At 67.6% G+C, this 25157-nt stretch carries 17 protein-coding genes and 3 pseudogenes; 6 read left to right on the forward strand and 14 right to left on the reverse strand.

Annotated features, from left to right (window positions below):
- Nucleotides 1-114: 114 nt before the first annotated feature.
- Entirely contained in the window at nucleotides 115-2439 is a 2325-nt protein-coding gene (locus tag C9F11_RS45245) for a Tn3 family transposase (protein WP_138968293.1), read from the reverse strand.
- Between C9F11_RS45245 and C9F11_RS45250 the strand changes: the two genes are divergently transcribed.
- The gene (locus tag C9F11_RS45250; RefSeq protein WP_249402359.1) at nucleotides 2438-2779 is read left to right on the forward strand and encodes a hypothetical protein; all 342 of its coding nucleotides are present in this window, start codon (nucleotides 2438-2440) and stop codon (nucleotides 2777-2779) included. The two genes, C9F11_RS45245 and C9F11_RS45250, sit on opposite strands and share 2 nt — an antisense overlap.
- Nucleotides 2780-2818: 39 nt before the next feature.
- On the opposite strand, the gene C9F11_RS49830 is transcribed toward C9F11_RS45250, so the two are convergent.
- On the reverse strand, nucleotides 2819-2944 hold the full coding sequence (locus C9F11_RS49830) for a hypothetical protein (protein ID WP_269078168.1): 126 nt from the start codon (nucleotides 2942-2944) through the stop codon (nucleotides 2819-2821).
- Nucleotides 2945-3011: 67 nt separating this feature from the next.
- Between C9F11_RS49830 and C9F11_RS45255 the strand changes: the two genes are divergently transcribed.
- Both C9F11_RS45255 and C9F11_RS45260 read left to right on the forward strand, forming a co-directional pair.
- Entirely contained in the window at nucleotides 3012-3347 is a 336-nt protein-coding gene (locus tag C9F11_RS45255; protein WP_138968295.1) for a hypothetical protein, read from the forward strand.
- A 162-nt stretch (nucleotides 3348-3509) separates the two neighbouring features.
- On the forward strand, nucleotides 3510-4424 hold the full coding sequence (locus C9F11_RS45260) for a recombinase family protein (RefSeq protein ID WP_138968297.1): 915 nt from the start codon (nucleotides 3510-3512) through the stop codon (nucleotides 4422-4424).
- On the opposite strand, the gene C9F11_RS45265 is transcribed toward C9F11_RS45260, so the two are convergent.
- The 3 genes and pseudogenes from C9F11_RS45265 to C9F11_RS45270 all read right to left on the reverse strand — a co-directional run bounded on the left by C9F11_RS45265 (nucleotide 4421) and on the right by C9F11_RS45270 (nucleotide 8113).
- The gene (locus C9F11_RS45265) at nucleotides 4421-6259 is read right to left on the reverse strand and encodes a type I polyketide synthase (protein ID WP_171076222.1); all 1839 of its coding nucleotides are present in this window, start codon (nucleotides 6257-6259) and stop codon (nucleotides 4421-4423) included. The genes C9F11_RS45260 and C9F11_RS45265 overlap by 4 nt on opposite strands.
- A gap of 683 nt (nucleotides 6260-6942) precedes the next feature.
- Nucleotides 6943-7119, reverse strand: coding sequence for a hypothetical protein (locus C9F11_RS47950; protein WP_171076223.1), 177 nt, complete (start codon nucleotides 7117-7119; stop codon nucleotides 6943-6945).
- A gap of 116 nt (nucleotides 7120-7235) precedes the next feature.
- Nucleotides 7236-8113, reverse strand: a pseudogene (locus tag C9F11_RS45270) (IS5 family transposase).
- A gap of 574 nt (nucleotides 8114-8687) precedes the next feature.
- On the opposite strand from C9F11_RS45270, the gene C9F11_RS45275 reads away from it, so the two are divergent.
- From C9F11_RS45275 to C9F11_RS45285, 3 genes are all read left to right on the forward strand, one after another.
- Entirely contained in the window at nucleotides 8688-10577 is a 1890-nt protein-coding gene (locus tag C9F11_RS45275) for a prenyltransferase/squalene oxidase repeat-containing protein (RefSeq protein ID WP_269078181.1), read from the forward strand.
- A gap of 62 nt (nucleotides 10578-10639) precedes the next feature.
- The gene (locus tag C9F11_RS45280; RefSeq protein WP_138968303.1) at nucleotides 10640-11449 is read left to right on the forward strand and encodes a squalene/phytoene synthase family protein; all 810 of its coding nucleotides are present in this window, start codon (nucleotides 10640-10642) and stop codon (nucleotides 11447-11449) included.
- Nucleotides 11446-12723, forward strand: a complete 1278-nt coding sequence (locus C9F11_RS45285) for an FAD-dependent oxidoreductase (RefSeq protein ID WP_249402418.1) — start codon at nucleotides 11446-11448, stop codon at nucleotides 12721-12723. Before C9F11_RS45280 ends, C9F11_RS45285 begins: the two co-directional genes overlap by 4 nt.
- Nucleotides 12724-12879: 156 nt before the next feature.
- Here the strand turns inward: C9F11_RS45285 and C9F11_RS45290 are convergent, their stop codons facing one another.
- The 9 genes and pseudogenes from C9F11_RS45290 to C9F11_RS45330 all read right to left on the reverse strand — a co-directional run bounded on the left by C9F11_RS45290 (nucleotide 12880) and on the right by C9F11_RS45330 (nucleotide 25035).
- The gene (locus tag C9F11_RS45290; RefSeq protein WP_249402361.1) at nucleotides 12880-13722 is read right to left on the reverse strand and encodes a transposase; all 843 of its coding nucleotides are present in this window, start codon (nucleotides 13720-13722) and stop codon (nucleotides 12880-12882) included.
- A gap of 104 nt (nucleotides 13723-13826) precedes the next feature.
- Nucleotides 13827-14285 (reverse strand): annotated as a pseudogene (locus C9F11_RS50035) (recombinase family protein); the annotation flags it as partial.
- Between the two features lie 207 nt (nucleotides 14286-14492).
- Entirely contained in the window at nucleotides 14493-16226 is a 1734-nt protein-coding gene (locus tag C9F11_RS45300; protein WP_138968307.1) for a hypothetical protein, read from the reverse strand.
- A gap of 125 nt (nucleotides 16227-16351) precedes the next feature.
- On the reverse strand, nucleotides 16352-17446 hold the full coding sequence (locus tag C9F11_RS45305) for a polyprenyl synthetase family protein (protein WP_138968309.1): 1095 nt from the start codon (nucleotides 17444-17446) through the stop codon (nucleotides 16352-16354).
- A 653-nt stretch (nucleotides 17447-18099) separates the two neighbouring features.
- On the reverse strand, nucleotides 18100-18612 hold the full coding sequence (locus C9F11_RS47955) for a hypothetical protein (protein WP_171076224.1): 513 nt from the start codon (nucleotides 18610-18612) through the stop codon (nucleotides 18100-18102).
- 21 nt (nucleotides 18613-18633) lie between these two features.
- Nucleotides 18634-21837 carry a Tn3 family transposase gene (locus tag C9F11_RS45315; protein ID WP_171076225.1) on the reverse strand — a complete coding sequence of 1068 codons (3204 nt, stop codon included), beginning with the start codon at nucleotides 21835-21837 and terminating at the stop codon, nucleotides 18634-18636.
- 202 nt (nucleotides 21838-22039) lie between these two features.
- The gene (locus C9F11_RS45320) at nucleotides 22040-23251 is read right to left on the reverse strand and encodes a hypothetical protein (protein WP_249402362.1); all 1212 of its coding nucleotides are present in this window, start codon (nucleotides 23249-23251) and stop codon (nucleotides 22040-22042) included.
- A 375-nt stretch (nucleotides 23252-23626) separates the two neighbouring features.
- Nucleotides 23627-23959: a helix-turn-helix transcriptional regulator gene (locus C9F11_RS45325; RefSeq protein ID WP_138968315.1), complete on the reverse strand. Its 333-nt coding sequence runs from the start codon at nucleotides 23957-23959 to the stop codon at nucleotides 23627-23629.
- A pseudogene (locus C9F11_RS45330) lies at nucleotides 23956-25035 on the reverse strand (site-specific integrase). Before C9F11_RS45330 ends, C9F11_RS45325 begins: the two are co-directional and overlap by 4 nt.
- Nucleotides 25036-25157 lie beyond the last annotated feature (122 nt).

Consider the following 25157-nt stretch of genomic DNA (forward strand, 5'->3'; position numbering starts at 1 on the left):
ATCCAGCCTGGACAGCTCACGGTACGTAATCGAGCGTACTCTTCCGGGGCCGGTAGGGAACCGGCCCCGGAGCCGACGATTCAGCCATGCGTAGCGAGTCTCTCCCCTGCCCGGTCAGGCCGCTGTGCCGAAACCCTCGGCTCGCAGGTCCCGGTCACGGAGCTGGGTGAAGTCGACGTCGAGCTTGGGGTCGTACGGGCCGGGCTGGATGCCGAGTTCGTGGGTGGAGTACTCGCCGAACCGCTTGATGTGCTCAGTCAAGTACGGGGAGATGTGGGCCAGGTCCTCCGGGTCGATCTCCCAGCCCTCCTCCAGGAGCTGACGGACGATCTCCGCGATGTCCAGGGCGTTGTGGAAGATCACCGCGTTCGTGAGCAGGGCGTTGAACTTCATCGCCTTCTCCTGCTCGATGGGGTCGTTGTCGGCGAGGACGCCCTGGTTGCCGAAGCCGACCCACTGGGAGAACCGGTTGAACGACTCGACCTTGTTCGTCGCAGCCGTCACCCGCCGGCGCAGCGGCGCGTCGGTGAGGTAGCGCAGCAGCTGCACCGTGCAGATCACACGGCCGACCTCGCGGAACGCGGTGTAGGTGGAGTTCTTGTGCGAGCCCGAGCGCAGCCGCTTCAGCAGGGTTGAGGAGGAGATGGCGCCCTCGCGCACGGACACGGCCACCTTCATCAGGTGCCGGAACTGGGACTCGATCAGGTCGAAGTCGATGACGTGTCTGCCCGGCTCACCGAACAGCGAGTCGATGTGGACGTAACTGCTCTGTTTGGACGGGCGGTAGAAGGTCAGGCCCTTCCAGTTCCTGATCCTGGGCATCAGGTCGAAGCCCAGCAGGTGCGCCAGGGCGAAAACGGGCACACTCTGGCCCTGTGTGTCGGCGTGCACGGTGGTCGGCTTGACCTCGCTGGTGTTCTTGAGGAGGCCCTCGATGATGTAGACGGCCTCCCATACCCCGCATGGGATGAAGTGCGTGAACAGCGCGATGTAGGTGTCGGAGATGTGGTGGTAGGCGATGCCGCCCGCCTTGCCGTAGCGCACGCTTGTCTCGGCGAGCAGGTTGTTGAGGTAGGTGTCCATGTGGGTGCCGTCCGCGGCCACGGCGGTGCCGTCGCCCCAGGCCTGGGAGATGTCGAGGCGGGCGTGCACGTTGACCAGGTCGGCGACGGCCTCGTTCAGCAGTGCGATGGAGAAGTGCCGGTTGGCCACGTACGACAGCTCATGCCTGGACACCCCGGGGATGTGCCTGACCGCCTCGTACGGGCCCATGTTGGTGCCCTTGACGAACGTGGTCAGCACGTAGCGGCCGAACGGGTCCTTCAGCCTGGGGTCGTTGCCCGACGGTGGGCCGAAGCGGCGCCACCACTCCACCCAGTATGCGGTGCGGGCCACGATCCCCATCAGCGTGCGCTCCGGCATCCGGGCCTTGACCTCCTGCTCCAGGCGCTTCGCCGAGGGCCGCTGCCCCTCGGAACGGTGCGGCTTGAGTGAGGGGATGCCGGTCTCGGGGGCGATGACCAGGCCCTCGTTGTCCGGATACCCGGCATCGGCCGCCGCGGCGGCGCCGCGCAGCTTGTCCTCCAGTTGTCGGCGGAAGGAGCCCGCGTCGAAAGCACTCGCCTCGCCCTCCTCGCACAGCCCGACCTCCACGAGGTAGTCGGCCAGCTTCTCCTGGATGTCCTCCCATGCGAGCAGCTGCTCGGACCAGTCGGCGTACTCCTCCGAACTGACCACGGCGACGTCCCCGGTGCGCAGCTCCTCGGCGAGGTGGGTGAAGACCATCGCCTCGAAGTGCTTGCGGGCGAACCGGCCCGGCCGCGTCTTGTCGAGCACGGCCTTGCGCCAGTTCTGTGTGGCGAAGGAGATGTCGATCTGCTTGCCATGCTCGCCGAGCGCGCTGATGTACTCGCCGCGGGCGCTCTCGTGGCGCATCGCGTGCGCGAGCGCGGCCAGCACCCGACCGTCCTCGGAGGTGGTGGTGAACTCCAGCTTCTCCGCCAGGTCGAACATGACCGACCGGTCCCGGCCGAGCTGACCGTACAGCAGCACTTCCCAGAAGTTGCCGTGATGCGCGGCGACCTTCTCGATTCTCTCGTACTGCCCCGCGAATCCGCCGAAGACCTCCACCGCCTTGGTGACCGCCCCCAATCCGCCGGCCTGCACCAATTGGGCCTTCGCCAGGGCGAGCACGGCCGGGGAGACCTCGCCTCCCAGGCGCCGGGCGACCTCCTCCACCGGCGCCGCTTCGTCCAGGCCGTCCAGGGCCTTCACGGCCTCGGCGGTCATCGCCGCGGCCTTCGCCAGCGCTTCCTGGGCGGGGCCGCCGTCGTCGAGGTTCTTGAGCACGGTGCGGTAGTTCCCGATCAGGGCCTCGACGATCTCCCGCTCGGCCAGCCGGATCTCCTCCAGCTCTTCCTTGGCCTTCTTGATCTTCATGGCGACCCGCTTGCAGGGGGTGTACGACCCGTCCGGGCACGGCGCCGCCCTGTTCGCGTTCTTCGCCGGCATGGCCGAGTCCGAGCGCGAGTACATCCGGGAGAAGTCCCTGGAGGGCCAGGCCTCCGCCCGCGAGCGCGGCCGTCACGGCGGACGCCCCAAGGTCGTCGACGACGACATGGCCGGCTACGCCCGCAGCCTGCGCGCCAACGGCGTGCCCGTACCGCAGATCGCCCAGAAACTCGTCATCACCTCGGGCAAGAACAAGGGCGAACACCCCTCGGTCGCCACCGTCTACCGCATCCTCGCCGAAGACGACGCCGCGGAGTCCATGGCCTGAGCGTCGCGTTGAGCTACTTTGCCCCTGGCGTCAGCTTCCTTAACGGCAGCCCAAGTCGCAGGCCCCACCCGCGTTCTCCATGTTCATCGGCTCGGCGGTGACGGCTTCCTCCCGCGGTGCGGGGATGCCGGTGATGGCCTCGAAGACCGTGCTGGGATTCTCCATGTCCTGCATAACTGCCGGACGCCTAATGGGTGATGGCTCTCCGCCCTGTTCCTGCATTGGACCGGGCATGACCCACCTCCTTTACGAGCACGACCTCGGCGCCCTCTACCTGGCCGCTGCTCCAGCCCATCTGGACGACGACGATGCCGCCCTGGCGCTGATCGCGAGCTTCCCGGACATCAGCGCCGCCCGGATCAAGCACGGGCTCGCGTGCCGCCATCTCGTCACGACGGTCGACGAGAGCCGGATCGACGCGTACTTCGCCGCTGCGGACATCGGTCCCGACCACGAGTTCGACGCCGGGATGGTCGCCGTCGTACGCCGTCAGGTCGAACGGATGCGGATGCTGGAGTGGGAACTGACCGGGGTCCATCCCAGCGACGTCGACCCCGACACGGAGTGACTGTCGGCAAACGGTCGAATGACGACAGGCGCGGCGCGCGTCCAATGGACCCAGTAGTTCCGGGGTCTGACGACGGCTCCGATCCAATGAGATCCGATGACGGTTGACGACAGGGTTAGATGACATCCGAGGTCCGATGCGCCGACAGGAGCGGGGAACAGCGTGGCCAATCTCGTCTACAAGCGGGTGTCGACCGACCAGCAGTCGACCGCACGGCAGAACCTCGTCCTGGACGAGGCCGGGATCGAGGACCCCGTCGTCTTCGAGGAGGACGGCGGCACCTCCAGCCGCCTCCACCCGCTCCAGCGCCCGAAGTTCAGCGAACTGCTCACATACGCGCGGCCAGGCGACACCGTGCACATCTCCGAGATGTTCCGCCTGGTGCGCGGCACCGGGCACATCCTCGACGTGCTAGACGTCCCGCACTGTGACCGGCTCGCCCTGCGCATCCACGACGGCGCGTTCTCCGGCATGGACCTCACCGCCCGCCATCCGCGCACCGGCGAGCTGCTGTCCACCGTGAAGTTCATGGTGCAGACCCTCGCCGCCGCGGGCGAACTCCAGCGGGATCTACAGCGGGAGCTGACCTACGACGGGATGCGGGCCGCCGAGGCCAAGGGCAACAAGGGCGGGCGCCGCCCCGCCGTCCCGGCCGACAAGACTGACGACGTGCGCACCGCGTACCGGGAAGGCCGGTCTATCGCGGCCCTCGCCCGCGACCACGGCGTCAGCCGCGGCGCCATCCGTACCGCCGTCGCCGACCTCCTGCCCGAGTACACGGCCGCCGCCCCGGGCGCCCCGGCCCCGGAACTGACGGTCACCCTCGACCTCGACATGCCGGGCAAGGTCGCCGACTTCCTGCGCGCCGCCGACCTGGAGCCCGCCGAGCTCGACGCGCTCGGCGCTGGGGTGACCGTACGGCGCGGCCAGGGCTACACCCTGCGCGTCACCGCCGCACGCTCGAGCCACCGCCAACTCCTCGACCGCTGCAAGCCCCTCGACGGCACCACGGCGATCCCGGCGCAGCGCAAGGCCCGCCGTGAGTACGAGAACCGCGTCAACGCTCTCACCCACTAACCAAGATCATCCCGTGGCGGGTTTCTGCCGTATGGGTCACACCCCAACAGCGTGGGCTGGATGCGCTCCACCCCCACCAGCCGATCCGGATGGGCGATCATCTCGCGCAGCGAGAAGCCGGCCTCCGCCTGCATGAGCGGCTCGATCTCCTCGACGGCGGCGGTGAACACCGGATCGGTGTCCAGCAGGCCCTGACACATGCCCGGGGACTGCGAGCCCTGCCCGGTGAAGACGAACACCGGACCCGGCGCCTGCGGCGTAAGGACCACGGAGGCGGCGACCGCCGCCGGGCTGGCACCGTCGCGGGCGACTTCCCGCAGTCTTTCGATCAGCTGGCTGCGCCCGCCGGCCGGCACGGCCAGCCGGTGCGCGGCGTGGCTGCGGCGCACCGCCAGGGTGTGCGCCAGATCCGCGGGAGCCGGGCGCTGGGCGGCGACGAAGTCCGCCAGATCCCCGGCTGCCTGCGGCAAGGCTTGCTGCGAGGGCGCCGACAGCAGATACAGCCGCGGCTGCTCCGAGCCCCCCGCACCCGCACCGGCGGTGCCCTGCCGGGCGCGCCGCCGCGCGGGCGGCTGCTCCACCAGCGCGTGCGCGTTGGTGCCGGCCAGCCCGTAGGAGCACACCGCGGCCAGCCGGCTGCCACCCTCCACCGGCCACTCCTGGGTCTCGGTGGGCACGAACAGCCGCGAGTGGGCATCGAGCGGGATGGCCGGATTCCACGCCTGGAAGTTGAGGTTGGCCGGGACGAGGCCCTCGCGCAGCGCCCACACGGCCTTGATCAGGCCGGCGATACCGGAGGTGGGCTCGCTGTGCCCGATGTTGGTCTTGAGCGAGCCCAGCGCGCACCGGCCCCGGCCGCGCCCGTACACGGCGTTGATCGAGGTGTACTCGGTCGGATCTCCTGCGGCGGTACCCGGCCCGTGCGCTTCCACCAGCCCCACATCGCCCGGATCCACCCCGCCGCGCTCAAGAGCGGCCCAGAACGCGGCCTGCTGCATGTCGGTCGACGGCGCGGTCAGCCGCTCCGCCTGCCCGTCGCCGGACAGGGCGGTGCCCCGCACCACCGCCAGGATCCGGTCGCCGTCGGCCTGGGCCGCGGCCAGCGGCTTGAGCAGCAGCATGCCCACGCCCTCGCCGCGCACATAGCCGTCCGCACGCGCATCGAACGCATAGGAGTGCCCCGTGGCCGAGGTCAGCCACTGCGCCTCGTAGTGCAGCGTCTCCGGCGCGGTCATCAGCATCGACGCCCCGGCCAGCGCCATCTCGCACTCGCCTGCGGCCAGCGCCTGGCAAGCCAGGTGCACCGCGGCCAGCCCGGAGGAGCACAACGTCTCCACCGTCATCGCCGGTCCGCGCAGATCCATCGCGAACGTGATCCGGGCGGGGGCGTTGCCGGGCGCGGAGCCGAACACGCTCAGCCCGTCCACCCAGTCCCGGACCGGACGGGCCGAGGCCAGCATGTTGTCCAGCGCGTACAGCCCCAGATACACCCCCGTCGCCGAGCCGCGCAGCGAGGCGACCGGGATACCGGCGTGCTCCACCGCCTCCCACGCGCACTCCACCGCCAGCCGATGCTGCGGATCCACGATCGGCCCGTCCTTCGGCGCGATCGCAAACGCCGTTGACTCCCACGCCCAGATATCCCCCTCCACGAAGCAGCCCCGCCCGTACCGGGCAGCCACCCGCGGATCCTGAAAGGCCATCAACTCGGCCGCACCCCACCGATCCGGCGGCACCGCAGACACCGTTTCGCGGCCTTCCAGCAACAAACGCCACAGCTGTGCGGGTGAATTCGCGCCGCCGGGGAAACGGCAGCCGATCCCGATGATCGCCACTGGTATGCTCCGGGAAACAGACATGGGCATATTCCTTCTCACTCGGCGATCGCGGTGCTGTAACTCCAGCGGAAAACCGGCAGACGCTCCCCACCGGCAACTTCAAATCCCCCAGTGAGTTCGTAGTGCTCGTGCCGCCCGTAGTAACTCACCACCAGCCGGTCGGACTACCGGCCACCCCAGCCGTCCCCCGCATCGAAGACGCCGACCAACACCCCCGGGCCGCCTGCCAGGAACACCCTCGCCACGATGCGCTCCCTTCCGCCCACGGGCACAGACAGGCCGGTACTCCCGATCGCACCGCACCGCTGTCCGCGCCCGGGAGGAACACCTCACACCGCCCGGCGCCCTGAGCGGTAGGGGCGCACGAAAGCACGGAAACGCCCTACCGCCGCGACAATCTCCCCACGCAGACCCGAAAGGCAGTACCCAGGTATATTCTCCGCCAGGACCCTGAAAACCGATCATCGATCTATGCTGCGCAGCCCACAAACGGCATTCAATACGCCGCCGAATACTCCAATGCGCCACTCGGCGCATGTTTGATTTGCGTAATGAATGAACGCGGAATCAACCGGGTCCAACATCCACAACCGGCGGCTTCTGGGCTTACCGCGGCTTTCCCGGCAGCCCAGACCCGACCGCCCGTGCACGTCCGTCTCGGCGGCTGGAGCGTCGCGGCATCAGGCGGCCGTCCGCAGATGGCCGACCGCTTCTTGCTCGGGCGGCTCCATATCCAAGTGCCAGATGCCGAAGCGTCGGATCTTGGAAGTGATGTACGGGGTGATGGTGGCCAGGTCGACGGGGTCGATCTCCCAGTCCTCGGCAGTCAGGTCGTTGACCACCTTGGTGATGTCCACGGCCGTATGGAAGATCAGGCATTCTCTGAACTGGCAGGGCAGTTCGTGAGGTGACATCCGCTTCGCGGTTGAACAGGCGGCGTCTTCAGCAGTCCTAAAGCGTGCTTGAGATGTGGTCACAGTGCTTGCCGTATCAGGGCGAGTTGGATGGTGGCTTCGTAGCGGACGGCGAGCTTGTCGTACCTGGTCGCGATGCCTCGGGCCTGTTTCAGCAAGCCGATTCGGTTCTCGACTTTGTGTCTGGCCTTGTACTTCTCGCGGTCGAAGCCGGGCGGGCGTCCGCCCGCCGGGCCCCGTCGGCGCCGGTGTCCAGCCTGGTCCCGCTTCTCCGGAGTGGTGTCCGGGATCTGCCGCTGGCGCAGGTGCTCGCGGATCGCACGGGAGGAGTACGCCCGGTCGGCCAGCACGTGGACAGGCCGGGTCCGTGGGCGGCCTCTGCCGGGCAGGGGTACACGGATGCAGTTCATCAGCTCGGTGAACAACGGGGCATCGCCCCGCTGGCCGGTGGTGACGGCCGTGGCCAGGTCATGGAAGGAGGAGTCGACCGCGAGGTGGATCTTCGTGGTCAGGCCGCCGCGCGATCGGCCGATGGCGTGGTCGTCCGGCTCGGCCGCCAGCCCCTCGCCACACGGCCGGCCCGGATCGAGGTCCCCCTTTTCCGGGCGCCGGCGGCATGTTGGTGGGCCCGGCAGATGGTGGAGTCGACGGACACCTCCCACTCGAGATGCCCGGCAGTATCGGCCTTGACCTGCAACTTCTTCAGAATGCGGGCCCAGGTCCCATCGATCTGCCAGCGTCGGAAAACCGAGTACAAGGTCTCCCGCGGGCCGTACCGTTCGGGAACATCCCGCCAGGGTGAGCCCGTCCGGGTCCGCCACCAGATCCCGTCGAAGACCTGTCGCCGATCCCGAGGCTTGCGCCCCATCACTGGCAACTCGGGCAACACCGCCTCCAGGCGTACCCACTGTTCATCCGTCAGATCTCCACGAGCCATCCGAAGATCGTTCCACACTGAAGATCAATATCTCAAACACGCCTTAGTACCTGCTGGCCGAGGACTGGATCTCATGGGATGCGGCTTACCCCACTCGAACGGGTGATCCCGTTGAGCATGTTCGACGAACTGCGGCCAGTGTTATTACGTCCCTGCCGTTTCATGGTCTGGCTTTGAGTGTCCATGGATCTGTGCCTCCGGTGCAGCGGCTTCTGTGTTCGCGTGGAGGGCAATCAACCCATGTCTCATCTGCAATCTCTGTGTTCCGGAGCGCCGAACGATCCACCATCCTTTCATGCGCGATGCCGGTGCTGTGCCTGTCCTGGTGCAAAAGGCCACCGCACTCCAGGACGGAGTCGAGGCATGCTAAATCGGCAGCTCGTTTGAGCGGGCCTTCGACGTCTCCGGTAAGCGATCGGCAATTTCACCCCTGAGTCTTGCCACCTCGCGAGGTTGCAGGTACTCGCAGGTTCCAACAGCCGGACATAGGAAATAGTTCAACCGCCCACTGCTTGAACCTCCCTCACACGAGGCTCCCATGACGCACAGCCCCGCCCACGCTCACCAACTTGCCATGTTGCGGTTGCTCTCTCATCAACGTGACGACGGCAGTTGGGAGGGGGAGTTCGTAATGAACACCACCCCTCTGTCACAGTACGTGATCGTCCATCAGCTCACCGGTCGCCCCGTTTCCTCTGCCCGTAGTGGGGCGATGATCCGTCACTTCCGCGCCTCCGTGACGGCCGAGGGCGGCTGGCGGCTGTATCCGGATCCCGACGCGAGTCCGTCTCCGTACTGCACGACGCTCGCTTACATCGCGCTGCGGCTGCTTGGTCTGCCCGTGGATGACCCGCTGACCGCGGGTGCCAGGGCTTGGCTGCACGAACAGCCCGGTAGGGTCGCGGCAGTTCCGACCTGGGGCAAGTTCTGGCTGGCTGTGTGCGGTTTGTACGACTACCGGGCGGTCAACGCCGTGCCCCCGGAATTCTTCCTGCTGCCGCGCTGGTTTCCCGTGCACCCGGACCGGTTGTACTGCTACGCGCGGCTGATCTTTCAGGCCATGGCGTGTCTGTACGGCACCCGGTTCAGGGGAGACCTTGGTCCGCTCTCCGACGATCTGCGCCGCGAGCTCTTCGGTGGGCACAAGCCCCGGCGCTCCGACCGCACCCTGCTGGGTGCAGACGCGAGCCTGCCGCCCTCAGCCGTACTGCGCCTTGGCCAGAGCGTGCTGTCCTGGTATGAGCGCCGTCCGGTCCGAGCGCTGCGCGAGCGGGCGCTGGAACGATGCCTTCGGCGGGTCGAGCACGAGCAACAGGTGACCGACGAGCTTGGGTTGTCGTCGATCACGGGAGCACTGAACGTTCTCGCCCTGCACGCCTCGGGAGCCGGGCCGCATGCTGTCGAGCAGGCGCTGGAGGGTTTGGAGCACTGGCGGTGGGAGGACCAGGACGGCGGCACCCGGTATCTCGGCAATCGATCGGCGACCTGGGATACCTCCTTCGCGGTCGAAGCCCTTCTCGCCTACCCGACCAGCGCCGCGCACGACGCCGTTCGCCGTGCATGCGGCTATCTCCAGGATGCTCAGGTCACCAGAGAAATTGAGAGCCCCGGTATCAACGCGCGTATTCCCGCTCTGGGCGGCTGGTGTTTCACCGACGGAGCGCACCGCTGGCCGGTCAGCGACTGCACGGGTGAAGCCCTGGCGGCACTGTTTCACGCTCGCCGGGCGCCCTGCACAGACCGGCTGGGCCAGGCGGCGGACTTCATGCTGCGGACGCAGAACAAGGACGGAGGATTCGGGACCTACGAGCCGCGACGCGGTAGTCGGCTACTTGAACGGCTAAACCCCTCCGAACTCTTCAGCCATTGCATGATCGAAGACTCCTACGCCGAGTGCACCGCCTCCGTCCTGACGGCCCTGGCTCCGCTGATGGCAGACACTCCCGAGCCCCGGAGAACACGGTTGCGCCAGGCCGTGTCGCACGGAGCCCGCTACCTCCTGCGGCAGCAACACCGGGACGGCTCCTGGCCGGCGGCCTGGGGCATCAACCGCGTCTACGGCACCTTCTTCGCCGTCCGCGGGCTGCTGGCTACCGGCTGTCCCCCGACTCATCCTCGGCTGCAGCGTGCCGCGGCCTGGCTTGAATCAGTTCAACGACCCGACGGCGGCTGGGGCGAACACTTCCAGGGATTCCTGGAAAGACGCTACGTGCCCCACCGACAGAGCCAGCCCACCGTGACGGCCTTGGCCCTGCTCGCTCTGATGGAGATCAACGGTCCGGACCATCCTGCAGTACGCGACGGCATCTGCTGGCTGCGAACACACCAAAATCCCGACGGTTCATGGGATCAGACGGCGGCCACCGGTGCCTGCCTGGGAACCGGTGTTCTCGACTACCTCCTGTACTCGGAGTACTTCCCGCTATGGGCCCTGGGCCGCTGGCTGACGCTCACCAACTGCTGACGAGCTCCAGCCTGTTCCAGTGCACTCATGCCTCAGACTCATTGGTTGGAAAGGATAATTCGATGAACACTGCTGTCGCAGATGACGTCGACGATGCTCTGCTGACGACGAGCCGCACTTTCTACCTGCCTATCCGGCAGTTGCCGCCGGGCCTCTGTGAGGCAGTGAGCTCGGCTTATCTGTGTCTGCGTGCCATCGATGAGATCGAGGATCATCCTGGGCTGCCGACCGTGGATAAGGCCCGCGCGCTGCGAGCTGTCGCTCAGGCCTTTCAGGCGGCGGTGACGCCTGCCGCCATCGATACGGCTCTGCAGCCCTATGAGGGCGTCCTTCCCGAGGTGACGCGACAGCTGTCACGATGGGCCTACTACAGCCCGTCCAGCGTCGCAGCCAGGATCTGGGAAGCGACAGCGGTCATGGCATCTCGCATGGCGGAATGGGCTGAGCGTGACTGGCGGATCGCGACGCCTGACGACCTCGACCAGTACACCTTCGCCGTGGCCGGGTCGGTCGGCCTGCTGTTGAGCGATCTGTGGTCCTGGTTCAACGGGACCGATACCGACCGGACTGCCGCCGTCGAGTACGGCCGCACCCTGCAAGCGGTCAACATCCGCAAGGACCTGCACGTCGACGCCAATCGCGGCGTAACGTTCCTCCCTGCTGGCTGGACGGCCGACGACCTCGACATCTACATCGACCAGAAGATGATCCACGCGGACCGCTACCTGAAGTCTCTGCCAGCCGGTCCGATCCGGGTGTTCTCCGCCATCCCCTACGAGCTTGCCCGTGCCACGGCTGTCGCGCTCCGGAACGGAAAGGACAAACTGGGCCGCCACGAGGTGGAAGCTATCGTGGCGCGGTGCACCGCATGACGGCGGTCGAACCAGCACATGTGCTGGTCAGCGGCGCCGGAATCGCCGGATGCGCGGCTGCTTTGAGTCTGGCCGCCACCGGGCACACCGTGACGCTGATCGAACCCAGTACCGACACAGGCAAACGATTTGCAGGCGAGTGGCTCCATCCACCCGGGGTCCGGGCACTCGACCGCCTTGGTGTCGCCTGGCGGGACCTGCCGCACCGCCCTGGTCTTGGTTTCGCCGTCTACCCGGACGACGGGCTGCATCCCATTGTGCTTCCCTATCCGGGCGGGCTGACCGCCCTCGCATGCCGCCATGACCTGCTTCTGGACCGGATCAGGCACACGGCTGCGCAACAACCCAAGGTCAGCTTGCTTTATGGGCGGCGCGTGCAGGCCGGAGCTGATGGATATCCGGTCATCACTGGCCCTACACCCCCAAATCCCGTGCCGACGAGAGGACTGTGGATCAGAGCCGAGGGCCGCACGGCCCAGTCCGGTCCGTCTCACCCACGGTCGCACACCCTGGGACTCCTCCTGGATGACGTCGAACTCCCCCTCGAAGACTTTGCACACGTTTTCGCTGCAGGCCCTTCACCCGTCCTTGCCTACGCAATCAACGAGGGGCAAGTCCGCATGACTATCGACGTCCCCGCCCATTTGAGGAGACCGGGCAAGCCGTACGACCTCCACGACTATCGGCAGGCGATGCCTGCCCCCCTCTTGGCCTGCGCGGAGGCAGCGCTACGGGCCGGGCTTGGGCGCTGGTCGGCCAACCGCAGCCAACCCCGTTCCCAGTACACCACCACGCCCCATGCCGCCTTCGTCGGCGATGCCGTGGGCAGTCATCACCCTCTTTCTGCCTGCGGGATGACCCTGGCACTGCTTGACGGTGAATGTATCGGCGCCCACGCAGTGAAGACCTACTCTCTGATACGGCGCTGGGCGGGTGCCGTCCCCGAAGCGACAGCCCTGACACTTCACAAGATCCTCGCCGATGCCGACGGCCGCGATCCAGTACGGCAGGGCCTATTCCGAATGTGGCGGAGCTCCCCCTCCGCGGCGAACCATTCCATGCAGCTCCTGGCGATGGAGGAGAACTCGCTGCGTCGCTTCTCCTACACCATGCTGGAGATCCTCAAATTCGCCATCGCCTCGAAGCCACGTTCCGGCAAAGCCCTTTTGGCCTGGACATGGTGGACTCTCCGCCTCCTCTATCGCCTTGCCGCCGTCCGAACCAATCGCGTCAGAGGAGGGTTGTCGCGATACTTCTCGCGAGGGCGCGCATAGGCATCTCACTCGGTGGAAAGCGGGAACGTCCCTACCGCATCACGAACCCAGTATCGCCACCGGATCTCACTTGACTCTGAAGCTTCTATAGATCGTCAAGCTGTAGGAGACGGCCCGGGTGTGTCGCTGAATGCGCTGGTCAGGTGGTGGTAGACCTCACGCGCGACGAAGCGTTTGAGGCACCTGAAGATGTCCTTTGTCTTGAGTCCTTCGGGGGGTGCGCCGGGCGACGTAGTCACGGGTGCGCGGGTCGTGGCGCATGCGAACCAGCACGATTGTGTGCAGTGCGCGGTTGGCCTGATGGTCTCCGCCACGGTTGGGCCGGTGGCGGTCCGTGCGCCCGGACGAGGCCGGGATGGGTGCGGCGGCGCATAGGTGGGCGAAGGAGGCCTCGGAGGCGAGTCTGTCGGGGTTGTCGCCAGCGGTGACCAGCAACTGTCCGGCGGTCTCGGTCCCGACGCCCGTCAGCGCGAGCAGGCCGGGTGCGGTGCGGGCGATCAACACGCGTAGGTCGGCGTCCGCGTCCGCTATCTCCTCGCTCAAGTGCCGGTAGCGTCTGGCCAGGCGTTTGAGGGCAAGTCTGACGGCCGTGGCCGGGTCGGTGAGATCTGCACCGTGACGGCTGGCGGCCAGTCGTCGGACCAGCTCGGTTGTGGTCAGCGAGCGGAGTGCTTCGCGGACCTCGGCGGGCGCGGTGATGATCAGCGATTTGATCTGGTTGATGGTCTGGGTGCGGGCCTTGACGGCGCTGGCGCGTACGACGCGCAGTCCGCGGATTGCCTCGACCGTGCCGTCGCGGTGCTTCGGTGTGCCTGTGGCGCGGCCGGCGAGTACCGCGGTGGCGGCGGCGTAGGCGTCGATGGAGTCTGACTTTCCTGCCGCTCGGCGAGCCCGACGGTCGGGTCGGTCCTCCTCGACGACAGTGATCTGGTTGGCTCGGAGGCAACGGCCGAGCTCGGCGCCGAAGGAGCCGGTGCCCTCCATGCCCACGACCAGCACTCGGCCGTGGGAGTGCAGCCATTCCAGCAGGTCCCGGTATCCCGGATCTCCACCAGGTGTGCGAAGTCCGAGCGCGGGATGCCGGTCAGCTCCGTGTCCCGCAACTCTTCTGCGACCTTGAGGAGTTCCAGGGCGCCGCGGCCGAGCCGTTTCATCTCATGCACGACGAGAGTGACCTTTGCTCCGAGGGTGCGGTACTCGCGGGCCGCGGCGAGGGCGGCCTTCATCTCGGGCCGCTCGCGCACGCGGGTGCTGATGCGCTCGTGGAACAGTCGGTGCACGCCGGAGGCTTCGAGGGCGTCGACCTGGGACTGGATCTCCTGGGTGCTGGTGGAGACGCGGGCGTATCCGAGACGGACCTCCATCGGCGTGGCGGCCTCCGCAGGCTTCACGGCCGGCAGGGCGGTCCATACCGATCCGGGGTGGCGTACGGCCGGGGTGGCCACGTGGAGTTCGGAGCGGAGCGCGGGAACGAGTTGGAAGCGGGCGGTGTGGTACTTGAGCGCGACCTTGCCCGCGGTGGTGCGGCACGGCGAGCAGGGCGGGGCCTGGCAGGTGGACATCGGGCAGGCGTGCGACTCAACGAGCTTGTGAGGGTCGGCGATCACGCCAGAATCGTTTCACGAGTGCGTTCCATCGATCAAGAGGAAGGAAACGACTGCTGAAACATGGCGACCTGCAACAACGGCGTCGGTGCTGGGCGTTGCAACAGGGGTCACCTATGGAACAGAGCCATCAAGGCCCAGAGCTCCAAGTCCCCTCAAGGATGTTCACCGGCAGGTGGCGGCCAGGCCGTCAGCAAGGCGAGCGTAGGGGTTGGTGTGGGCGAGTTCTGCCGCGCCGCTGGCTACGCCGAAGAACGCACGGCGCAGGTGGAGGCCGGTGGTGGCGGGGAGGCGGTAGGTGGCGCGGATGGCCTGGTCGGTGTCCATGAGGAGGCGGGCGTCGGTGCCGTGGGTGGTTGCCTCGCCGAGGACGGCCTGCTGCCAGAAGGGGCGCAGCAGGTCACGGAGTGGGGCGGCGTCTGCTTTGTCCACGTCGCCGCTGGCAGCGAGGGCGGTGTCGAAGACCTGCTGCCAGACGTCGGCGGACGGCAGGTCGCAGGCCAAAGCGGCGGCAGCGGCGGTGGTACAGGCGCTCGTGTCGACGCCGGGGATGGTGCTGCGTCGGGCGATGCGGTGGGCGCGTTCGTCCACAGTGGGGGGAGGTGCCGGCTGCCACAGTGGTGCCCAGGTGTCGTCGTGGAAGGTACTGCCCGGCAGGAGCAGGCATCCGCTGGCTCGGGCGGTGAAGGCCGTGCCGGCAGTGGTGTTGGTGAATGCGGAGAGCTGGCGTCTGACCTGGTAGCGCGGTGTCAACAGGTAGAAGACGCAGGCGCCCATCGACAGCTCGCCCGCTTCCTCATGGCCTGGTGCGCTACACGTGCAGGCGAGGGCGGCATCCGTCGCTTCGGCCAGCGCGGTGCCGTAGCCGGTGACGCTCTCGGGACCGACGACCGCCAGGACCAGCAGGAGCTCGTTGAAGCTTTCGTGACTGACGTAGTCGGCCACCGCGTCGGTGACGTCGTTGTAGCGAACGATGTTGTCGATCGCGCGTTGGATGGCGGTGCAGTCCGCCCTGGCAGTGAACTCGCCGCACCGCGCGCCGACCTGAAGGTAGTGCGAGGTGCCGAGCATGACCCGGTAATAGGGGGCGACAGCGCCGTCCCAGCAACGCGCTCCCATGTACTCCTCCGGGGTGGGCGGCTGGACATCGGTGGAGGGTGTTGTTGCTATCGCGTCCCTGGCCACCATGAGCGCGCCCACCGCGACCATCTCGCGTGCTGCCAGGGTCGCCGCCGGGCCGGAGAGGTGGGCCAGGCCCTCCCCGGATGTGACCATGTAACGGTGTTGGTTACCAGCCCGCGAGTCGTCGAGGGCGCCGCAGAAGTCCACCGCGGTGGTGATCGACAACAGCGATGCGCTGAGGTCGTGCAGCCGGGCGTCATCGCCGCGGATGAACTGCCAGCTGTAGACGCTGCCCCACATGTCGCGCATGGCGATGATGGGATCTGCGGCACTGGGTACACGTCGCTGGTACTCGGCCCACAACTCCCCGGTTTCGCCTCCCTTGCGTGGCGCTCTACGCGCGAGCTCCTCTAGCCCGCGTCCGGCCGGTGTCTCCCCTTTCCGCCACAGCCCGGCGGCCTGGACCGCAGTGGTGCGCCGTGCGATGTCGGCGACCGCCCCGGTCTCGACGGAATGGATGATCTCGGGGCGGTATACGGTGCGCAGGATGTGCTCGGCCATCATCAGGCCCTCGTCCGGGCAAGGCATCACGGTGGCGCGGTAGGGGATGTAGCGGGGCTCTCCGACCAGGTACGCGGTGGCGCCGTCCGGGGCCCGCGGGCCGTCATGGACAGTGTGTACTTCTTTCAACAGATCGAGCGCAGCACCATCGAGTAGCCCGGCACGCTCCATGTCCCATGCATCGGGCCCGGAGGCAGGGGGGGCTGCTTCAGCCATGGCTCACCCTTCGTGTTTGCGATGCGCGTCGGGCGCACGGCAGGCATCAACTGGCTTGCTGAGATGCGCCTACCCGACTCGGCGCCCCTGCCCCGAGCCAGCAGGCGCTCCTTCGGGTCAGGCGGTTACGCGGACCGCCGGGCTGCTGCGTTGGCGAAGTGCCATAGAGCGGGCAGCGCGCAGGGGTGGATGAGGTCGGCGTGGTTGAGGAGGTCCTTCACATGCTCGCAGCGTAGGTTGATCATTTCTTCGACCTGGGCACGCGCTCCGGTCGCGGTGAGGATGGAGCGGATCTCGCCGGCTTGGGTCTCGATGAGGTCCGGGCGGCCCAGCAGGCGTTCAAGGGTTTCGGCCTGGTGCGGTGCCGCAGCGCGCAGCGCGATGGCGAGCAGGACTGTGTGCTTGCCATCGCGTAGGTCGTCCAGCGGGGACTTGCCGGTGATCTGTATATCGCCGTAGACGCCGAGGAGGTCATCACGCAGCTGGAATGCCTCGCCCAGGGGCAGTGCGTAGGCGGTCAGGGCCTCGGCCAGCGCCGTAGTGCCGCCGGCAAGGGCGGCCCCGATGTGTACAGGGCGTTCGATCGTGTATTTGGCGGTCTTGTAGCGGATGATGGTCAGGGCATGGTCGAGGTCGGTGGTGGGATGGCCGGTGGCGGCCAGGTCGAGGTACTGGCCGTACATAACCTCGGTACGCATCACATCCAGGAGCGGCAGGAGCATGGCCAGTTGGCCTGGGGTAAGCCCTGCTGTGTGGACGAGCTCGTCGGACCAGGTCAGGGCGAGGTCGCCGATGAGGATCGCGGCTCCGGTCCCGAACTTCCGGGCCGTCTGGAGGGTGCAGCAGTCTGGCGGGTGGCGGTCGGCCAGGGTGCGGTGCACGGTGGGGCGGCCACGGCGGGTGGGGCTGTTGTCCATGACATCGTCGTGAATGAGGCAGAAGGCGTGGAACAGCTCCAGTGCGGCTGCCACACGCACCACTGGTTCAGGCACGGGTACTTGACCCGCGGCGGCGTACCAACCGGTGACACAGAGCAGAGGGCGCAGTCGCTTGCCGCCCGCCATCACATGGTCCGCCAACGCCTCGACCGCCTGAGACGGAAGCCGACCGGCACAAGCAGCGGACGCCTTGTCGGCCAGAAAGCCCGCCAAGACGCCATCGACCCGGTCACGCACTGCCGACAGATCCAATGGATGCGTGGAAGGAGCAAGCGTCACGATGTCTCATCTCCCCCGCCACGGCACAGCCCGCTCGTCCCTCGCTTCCCAGGCGCCGCTGGCTGCAGAGGCGTTGCCCTCGCCCTGAAAGCGGAGTTCAGGACTAGCACGGACTCCGGACCTCCTGAGTGCAAGTGAACCTGCCAGACGCATGGCACAACAGGGTGCGCTGGAGGTGCGATGAGTGGTGCGGGAGCAGTTCTGTCTGCGTGGCTGAACTGCGGGGATGTCCTGCGCGGAATCGCCTCTTCCGCGATCCGGCGGCCATCCGGAGCGAACCGGAGCGCGGGGGTGGGATACGTCTCCAACGCGCCCTGGACCAGCGGCGACTACACGCACCAGGCGTATCGGGCCGCGTTCGGACCGGTGAACGAGCGGTACTGGAACGACGCCGACGAGGCCGAGCAGCGCCGCCAGGTCCTCGTGTCGGCGGCGGCTGAAGCGTTCAGCCGACGTCGAGACGGCTTCGTCCCCGCCTCCCGTACGTACACGGCCGGCTGCCTACAGAACATCGAGCCGGGCCCGCGGGAGTGCGGGACGGATGGTCGCCGTGCACGGCACCGCCGAGACGCATCCGTTGACCGTGGACGACGTCGAGTACCCCGCCTCCCGCGCGTTCGCGCAGGGTTCGTACTGGTGGGACGCACGAGCCCGCTTCACCTGGCTCGCTGCCGGGCTCCTGCGGCCCGTCCAGTACCGTCCTGTTCCGGCAGGCGGTGCCGGACGGGCCGTTCGAGGCGCTCGCCGCACAGCTCGACGACGGACGGGTCGTCGTCCTGGTCCAGCCCACCGGGGCGGGCACACCCGCCTTGATGTCGTACGAAACGAAGGTGCCCGCTCAGGGCGCCCCGACCGGGGCGCCTGTCGCGACGGGCTGACCTTGCAGGCTCACCCGCGGCTGTCCGCACCAGCGGCCAGAACCTCAAGGAGCCGGTGAAGTTGCGGCAGTCGCCGCCGTCGCAGAACCCGATGTCCGGCGCGCTCTCGCGGAACCAGCACGAGGTGCACAGGCCGCTGCCCCTCACCTGGCGGCTGGTCCACAGGCCCAGCTCCACACCCGAGCGGTGCGGCCCCCGGTCGGCCATCGGCAGGCGCCACCACCGGGGCGAGGACAGAACGACGGCCCAGGCGTGGGCCTTCGCGATGAGCATGTCGCGAGTCTCGCACACGCTGGACCCTCCTTCGTGCGGTCAGGCGGCTTTGCCGAAGCCGGCGGGCGCGGGGTCCTGCTCGCGCAGCGAGGTGAAGTCGACGTTCAGTTTCGTCTCGTACGCATCAGGCTGGATGCCGATCTCGTGGGTGGAGTACTCGCCGAAGCGTTTGATGTGCTCGGTCATGTACGGGGAGACCTGCGCCAGGTCCTCGGGCTCGATCTCCCAGCCCTCGGCCTGGAGTTGGCGGACGATCTCGGCGATGTCCAGGGCATTGTGGAAGATCACCGCGTTCGTCAACAAAGCATTGAACTTCATCGCCTTCTCCTGCTCGACGGGGTCGTTGTCGGCGATGACCCCGCTGTTCCCGAAGCCGACCCACTGGGAGAAGTTGTTGAACGACTCGACCTTGTTGGTCGCCGCCGTCACCCGGCGCCTGAGCGGCGCGTCGGTGAGGTAGCGCAGCAGCTGAATGGTGCGGATCACCCGGCCGACCTCGCGGAAGGCCATGTAGGTGGCGTTCTTGTGCGACCCGGACCGCAGCCGCTTGAGCAGCGTCGCCGAGGAGATGGCGCCCTCCCGGACGGAGACGGCCACCTTCATCAGGTGCCGGAACTGGGACTCGATCAGATCGAAGTCGATGAAGTTCTTGCCCGCCTCGCCGAACAGCACGTCGATGTGTTCGTAGGTGGCCTGCTTGGAGGGCCGGTAGAACGTCAGGCCCTTCCAGTTGCGGATCCTGGGCATCAGGTCGAAGCCGAGCAGGTGCGCCATCGCGAACACCGGCTGGGACTGGCCCTGGGTGTCGGCGTGCACGGTGGTCGGCTTGACCTCGGAGGCATTCTTGAGCAGGCCCTCGATGATGTAGACGGCCTCCCACACCCCACACGGAATGAAATGCGTGAACAACGCGACATAGGTATCCGAGATGTGGTGGTACGCGATCCCGCCCGGCTTCCCATAACGGATGCTCGTCTCGGCGAGCAGGTTGTTGAGGTAGGTGTCCATGTGCGTGCCGTCAGCCGCCACGGTGGTGCCGTCGCCCCACGCGCGGGAGATGTCCAGGCGGGCATGCGCGTTGACCAGGTCGGCGATCGCCTCGTTCAGCAAGGCCAGGGAGAAGTGCCGGTTCGCCACATAGGCGAGCTCGTGCCCGGACACGTTCGGCAGGTGCCGGGCGGCCTCGTACGGGCCCATGTTGGTGCCCTTGACGAAGGTGCACAGCACGTAGCGGCCGAACGGATCGGCCAGCTTGGGGTCGTTGCCCGAGGGCACCCCGAAGCGGCGCCACCACTCCACCCAGTACGCGGTCCGCGCCGCGATCCCGATCAGGGTGCGCTCCGGCATCCGCGCCTTGATCTCCTGCTCCAGGCGCTTGGCGGAGGGCCGCTGGCCCTCTGCGCGGTGCGGCTTGAGCGAGGGGGCACCGGTGATCTCGTCGATGATCAGGGTCTCGTTGTCCGGGTAGCCGGAGTCCGCGGCCGCCGCGGCGGCCCGCAGCTTGTCCTCGAGTTGCTGGCGGAAGCTCACCGCGTTGAAGGAGCCGGCCTCCGCCTCGCTCGCGCACAGGCCGACCTCGACCAGGTAGGCGGGCAGCTTCTCCTCGACGATCTCCCAGTCCAGCAGCTGCTCGGACCAGTCGCCGTACTCCTCCGAGCCGACCACCGCCACATCCCCGGTGCGCAGCTCCTCGGCCAGCGCGGTGAAGACCATCGCCTCGAAGTGCTTGCGCACGAACTGCCCCGAGCGGGTCTTGTCGACGACGGCGCGGCGCCAGTTCTGGGTGGCGAAGGTGATGTCCACCTTCTCGCCTTCCTCGTTGAAGGCGGTGATGTACTCGCCGCGAGCGCCCTCGTGGCGCAACGCGTGCGCGAGCGCGTCCAGGACCCGGCCGTCCTCGCTGGTGGCGGTGAGCTCCAGCTTCTTGGCCAGGTCGAACATCACCGAGCGGTCCCGGCCGATATGCTCGTACACCAGCACCTCGAAGAAGTTGCCGTGGTGCGCGGAGACCTTCTCGATCTGCTCGTACTGGCCAGCGAATCCGCCGAAGCCCTCCACCGTCTTGGTGACCGCGCCGAGCCCGCCCGCCTGCACCAGCAGGGCCTTCGCCAGGTCGAGGACCGTGCCCGCCACCTTCCCGCCCAGGCGCTTTTCGACCTCCCCAACCGGCGCCTGCTCATCCAGGCCGTCCAGGGCCTTGACCGCGTCCGCCTTGGCGAGAGCTTCCTGGGCCGGGCCGCCGTCGTCGATGCCCTTCAGCACGGTGCGGTAGTTCCCGATCAGCGCCTCGGAGATCTCCCGCTCCGCGAGCCGGATCTCCTCCAGCTCCTCCTTCGCCTTCTTGATCTTCGAGGCCATGCGCTTGCAGAACATCATCGCCAGCTCGTCCCGCACCCGCATACGCGTCTTGTGCACCAGACAGGCCATCAGCGCGAGCCGCTTCAGCGGCGTGTAGGAGCGCAGCTCTGCGGCATCGACCGCGTCCGCCTCACCGGCGAAGTCGGTGATCTTCCGGGAGGCAACGCCCTCCATCCACTCATCGGTGTCGCCCAGCCCGTCGACCCACTCCAGTCGCGTCACCAGCTTCTTGAAGTGCGACCAGCTCGGCGCCTGCGCGGACTTCTTCACCCGGTTGTACTGCGTGGTGCCGTCCTCGTTCTTCTCCTCCAGCAGACGCAGCACCCCGGCCCGCTCCTCCGCGCTCATCCGGTCGTGAATCCCGGCGCAGATCGAGTCGTTGACTTCCCGGCGGACCTTCGAGGCCATCACGTCCAGCGTGGAGAACGCCGGCAGCTCCAGCCCGGCCTCGACTACCTTCTCCAAGGCGATGTTGATCAGATCGGCCGGGCGGTTCTTCGCCGCGGCCTCCTTGCGGATTGCCGCCTCCGAGATCCCCCGGGCCCTGGCCTGGTCGTAGGCGGTGCCCACCCGCTTGCGGACCAGGCCCCGGTGGTTCTTCGCCGTCTTCGCCGCCCGGTAGACCGGCAGCGTGCCGTCCGGCAGCTCGAGCGTGCGGCGCACGAAGTCCACGACCATCGCCGGCACTTCTTCCAGCCGGGGGAAGCACCCCATGCGCTGGTAGGACTTCAGCGTCAGCAGCAGCGCCAGCAGATGGTCATCGGTGTCCGTGACGCCGGACGCCCACTCGACCTCGTCCCTGCTCGGGGCGAAGAACAGATGCAGTTCGTGCGCGGTGATCAGCCGCTTGAACCGCGGGTACGCGGTCCGCTCGATCGAGGTCACAAGTCCCGCCCCGGCCATAGACGACAGCCCAACATCACCACCAACGACGTTGAGCCGAACGGGTGACGGGCAGGCGGGCTCAGGGCTTCAAGATCATCCCATGGCCCCTTTTGGGCTCACCTCGGCGATACCCCGGGAGGTCCGTGAGTTCGTGAATACTGAAGGGTTCTCAGCGGGAACCCGAGGGTCCAGAAGCCCGATCCTAGGGGTTGGACCCGTGGGTTCGCGGTGAAGTCGCGGGGTCGGATTCCAGGTCTCGTTGCAGAAGAGCGCGGGCGGAGTTCGCGTAGCGGATCGCGGTCTTCTCACTGAGGCCGAAGACCTCAGCGAGGTGAAGAGGGTCGGGGCCGTGGACGAGGGCTTCTTCGAGTTGGCGGTCCATGCGGAGTCGTTCCAGGGTCGCGGTCTGGCGGTGCAGAGCCGGCCCGGCGACCGAGCTCTTGCCGATGGGGCCGGTTCCCAGCGCGGTGTGCTTGTTGATCAGCAGGTGCGGGTTAGCGGTGTCGGGCCAGCGACGGCGCCGGAACTCCAGCCATTCTCGGGCGACTTGAAGGGTGAGCTCGTCCAGCCGGCGGGTGCGGCCGTCGATGGACAGCCGCCGGTTGCCGATGTCGAGGTCGTCGAGCCGGAGGCGACGGATCGCCGCAGATCGTGCCGCGTGGACGGCGGCGAGGGCGAGGATCAACCGGTCGGCAGGATGGGTGACGGCGGCGACAGATCCGTTGATGTGTCCAGGCTCCATAGGCTGGATGACGCCTTCCTCGCGCTGGCCGACCCGGATGCGGCTGGTCGGGTTCTTGAAGATGGTGCCGTTCTTCTTGGCCCGGCCGAACAGCGACCGCAGGGCGATGATCGTGGTCTGCCGCTGCGATCCTTGAACGGTTTCGAGGTGGGCGAGCACGTCGTCGCGGGTGACTTCGCGCAGGTGGTCGTAACGGTTCGACCATTCCAGCAGCACGGGCCGGATCCGGTTGAGGTAGTTCCAGACCGTCGCGGCATGGCGAGCCCGGGAACGGGGGCCGCCGTCGTGCAGCAGCCGGGCCCAGTCTCCGACATCGTGGGCAATCCCGGTGGCGAGCCCGTCGAGCTTGGACTCTAGCCACAGCTCGAACGACGACGGCCGGTCGTCGAGGAACACGCCGATGTGGTCGAGTACTTCCGTGGTCCGCTCGATGCTCAGGCCGCGCGATCGAAGCACCGGGAAGACTTCCGAGTACCGGACCACGTCGCCCTCGGCATGGCCGGTCAGGACGATGACCAGGGCCTGGTCGATGTTCAGACGCGTCTTGCGGGGCCAGCCGCGGGCCTCACCGAGGCGGTGGGCGCTATGGCGGGCCCAGGCCAGCCAGGGGTTGCCGCGGTGAGCGTCCTCATCGGTGGCCCGACCTGTGAGGTCTCGGCGGGCCTCGAACAACGCGAGCTGGCACCAGACCGCGGGCGGAGGGGGTGCGGGCGCCGGATCGGGTCGCCGGGGTCGGCCCCGGCGGCCGTGCTTGGCCGCCGATGGCTTGGGACGCCGGTCCCCGAGTGCCGTCAGTCCGTAGAAGAACAGCTGCTGGTGGCGGAGGTGAGGCAGGAAGGACTCCGGTTTGTCGCCAGCCGCGGCGGCCTCCGTTCTCGCCTGGACCCAGCACAGACGGCAGTAATCATCCCGCAGAGGCATTTGGCGCGTGCAGCCAGCGCAAACGCCCACCTTCCAGCGGCTGGCGAACGAGGAACACGTCGAGCATCGCGGCTCGAAGAACCGCCCCCAGGACAGGCAATCCGGGCAGGAACTCGGGCCCATCGGTCACATCGGAGGAAGGGACCGGCCATCACGGCGGCGAGGAACCACCGCCGGGGCCGGTTCCGAGGAGCCAGCGGCCGCTTGCCGGACATCGGTGTCCTGGCTGGGACGGGTGACTTTCTGCGGTTCAGGGATCAGCAGGTCACCGATCTCGCAGCCCAGGACGACGCAGATCACGTCCAGGTCCTCCAGCTTGAGGGAGACCGGCTGTCCGGACCAAAGCCCGGACATCTTCCCCGCCGAGATGACCAACCCGTGCTCGGCCAGGTTCCGTTGGAGTTCGGAGGCCTTCCAGATGCCCTTGTTCGCGGCGGTCAGCCGCAGGTTCCACCTCAACGGATCAGCCCTTCCAGCCGCTTCGCGGCTCGCTCTTGCCCTGCCGCCCAGGCGTCCTCGACCCGGGTCTGCTGCACATGGACGTATCGCATCGTCGTGGCAATCCAGGAATGTCCCAAAACCTCCTGGATCGAGATCAGGTCGAGCCCGTTCAGTTAGAGCTGAGACGCGCAGAAGTGCCGCAGGACATGCGGCGTCAGCTTGTCGGTCCAGCTCGGCAGGTGGAGCTTGGTGGCCTCCGCGAGGCCGTTGCGCAGGGCATCATCACCGACCCGCCGTGAGGAGCCGTCGGCGTTCTTGCGCTCTGAGGGCAGCAGCGGGGCACCGGGCCGGGTGTGGTCGTCGCCGAACTGGCCCCACACATCCTCGATGAACCACCGCAGGGTCCGGCCCGTACCGTTGATCAGCGGCACCATCCGCTCGCGTGGGCCCGATCCCCGCTTGCCCTTGCCATAGCGGACATGGAGCTTGCCGAACCGCCCGAGGTTCCACTTGATGTCGTCCAGGTCCAGCCTGCGGGCCTCGTTCACCCGCAGACCCACCTCAGACATCAGCTTCGAGGTGGTGTAGTTCCTGGCCATCGGGGCGAACTTCCGGCAGGTGGCCAGCTCGCCGGCCCAGCCGGTGAACAGCTGCCCGACCTCCGGCTCCAGCGGCGGGATCCGCAGCTGGGCGTCCTTCGCCCCGCGCGGCCGGTTCATCTCGTCGATCGGACACTCGACGACCCGGCCGGTCATCCGGTGCAGTTCGACCTTGTGTCGCAGCTCCAGGAACGTGAAGTACGTGGTCAGCGCCTGCGACCGGGCAAGCCGGGTGCCGCTGGGCGAGTTCCGCAGCACCTTCCCGAAGTACGCGTCCGCGTCGGCGGGCTCCATGTCCCACAGCGGTCGGCCGAACCACGTCCGCACCTGTTCCAGGTGACCGACGTCTCCGCGGATGGTGCCGTCCGTCAGCCCGGCCGACGCCCGCGCGAGCACGAATCCGGCCAGCGCGTCGGTCTCGAACTGCTCCAGCTCCTCCGCCGAGACCGGAGCCCGCACATCGCGGAGGTCTCTCACGACCGCCAGTGCCGCCAACCCGAGCCCCCTCACCTTCACCCCGACCGCAGATCGGTCGGACGAGATGAGAACGCTTCAAGAATCCCGAAGTTACGTCACCTGGCGGGAGAGCACACGAAGGAAGAAGAACCCCCTGGCTA

The organism is Streptomyces sp. YIM 121038, assembly GCF_006088715.1.
In the GTDB taxonomy this organism is placed as follows: domain Bacteria; phylum Actinomycetota; class Actinomycetes; order Streptomycetales; family Streptomycetaceae; genus Streptomyces.